Origin of the sequence: Okeania sp. SIO2B9 (genome assembly GCF_010672505.1) — a bacterium.
Classification (GTDB): Bacteria; Cyanobacteriota; Cyanobacteriia; order Cyanobacteriales; family Microcoleaceae; genus Okeania; species Okeania hirsuta.
Map to the genome: position 1 here is coordinate 1 of NZ_JAAHGK010001549.1, position 1,545 is coordinate 1,545.

A 1,545-nucleotide genomic window follows, 5' to 3' on the forward strand; every position below is an offset into this window, starting at 1 on the left:
TGTAGTAGCACCTCATGGTGCTACTACAACTTTAACACTAGCCAACAGTGCTGCCTGCTCTGCAACAGACATTGATTCTAAAGTAATACTTTCAAAACCAAATTTATCTAAAAAACTGATTACTTCTTCCTCATTAACTACTCGTCGTCGTGATGATTCTTTCCGACTAATATATATCCTTTCTGTTTGATAATATCTTGTTTTTTTAGCTTCCTCTGACAAAAATGAATTTCTTAAAAAATCACATCCCCACTTAGGGATTCTCAGATATTTTCCATCGGAATAAGAGAAAGAAGGAACTAATAATCTTTCAGCTTGTATATAGGGATAAATTTCGCTTTCTATAATTTTGTCTTGGGATATACCCAAAGATTCTATAGTTTCTCTTTGAAATTTTTTCTGGCATTGATTAACTACGAATTTATCTATTTTCAAGCTACTAAGAAGTAGTAAATGAATTCGAGTTACTATATCAAACATCCAATGAAAATAATTATTTTTACCCCATTTTATTGATAATAAAGCAACTGTTCCTTCTATATTATAGATAGATGGTAGTTCTGATGAATAGATAATTAATTCAGCATTTCTTGTAGAAACTTCTGATACTAGCTTATTTTCAGAGGTTATTACTGCGGTAACTCCCGTGTTAATATAACCTTTTCCTCCAGGTACTACTGTGACAAATGCTGATTGTGAATATACTTTTCTACTTCTAAAAATGTGATGAGTTTGTTTTTCAATTGTTTGAGAAGCTAGCATATTTACTTCAGTAGCTGAAAATATTTCTATCTTACTTATCTTCTGCTCATATTTAGCTTCTAAATCAAGTGCTTTATGAGTGCATTCTTTTGTTAATTCATGCTTACCTAAGCTTTGCCATATTTTAGCTAAATTTCGATAAAATCCGGCAAAATGTGGTTGAAGACTAATAGCTTTATCATAATATTTTATCGCTTTTTCCCATTGCTGTTGCCTAGCAAAGATACTACCCATATTTGCATGAGCTTCTGCTAAATTTGGATTATATTTAATCGCTTTTCTGTAAAAATTTTTAGCTAATTCCAACTTCCCCATTCTTTGCAATATATTGCCCTGAGTTTTATAAACTTCCCCACAATTTGGCAAAATTTCTAAAGCTTGGGAACAAGTATCATAAGCTAGATCTAACTTTCCTTGAGATAAATATATTTCAGCTTTTTGCTTTAAATTAAATACGGATATTTTTTGATTATTTACATTCGACATATCTTCAGTAACTCCTAAAAACAAATAGTTAATGACTAACGACAAACCAGCAATTATCTTTTGATTTTGGGTTTAATACCCCGCCTTCTATCAGATATTTACAATTACTTGAGGTGTGAGTTCCCATCCACTTTTGACTTTTTCCGAGCTTCAGTCCTTACTTGTTCAACATTTACATCCGACATATTTTCAGTAACTCCTAAAAACAAATAGTTAATGACTAACGACAAACCAACAATTATCTTTTTGTTTTGAGTTGAATATCTCGCCTCCTATAGAATATTTACAATTACTTGG

Annotated in this window: 1 protein-coding gene; it reads right to left on the bottom strand. The window is 31.3% G+C overall.

The annotated features are described in order from the left end of the window. Positions 1 to 12 precede the first annotated feature (12 nt). A complete protein-coding gene (locus tag F6K13_RS32495; RefSeq protein WP_287289822.1) occupies positions 13 to 1,293 on the bottom strand; it encodes a glycosyltransferase 61 family protein in 1,281 nt (426 codons plus the stop codon). Between the last annotated feature and the right edge of the window lie 252 nt (positions 1,294 to 1,545).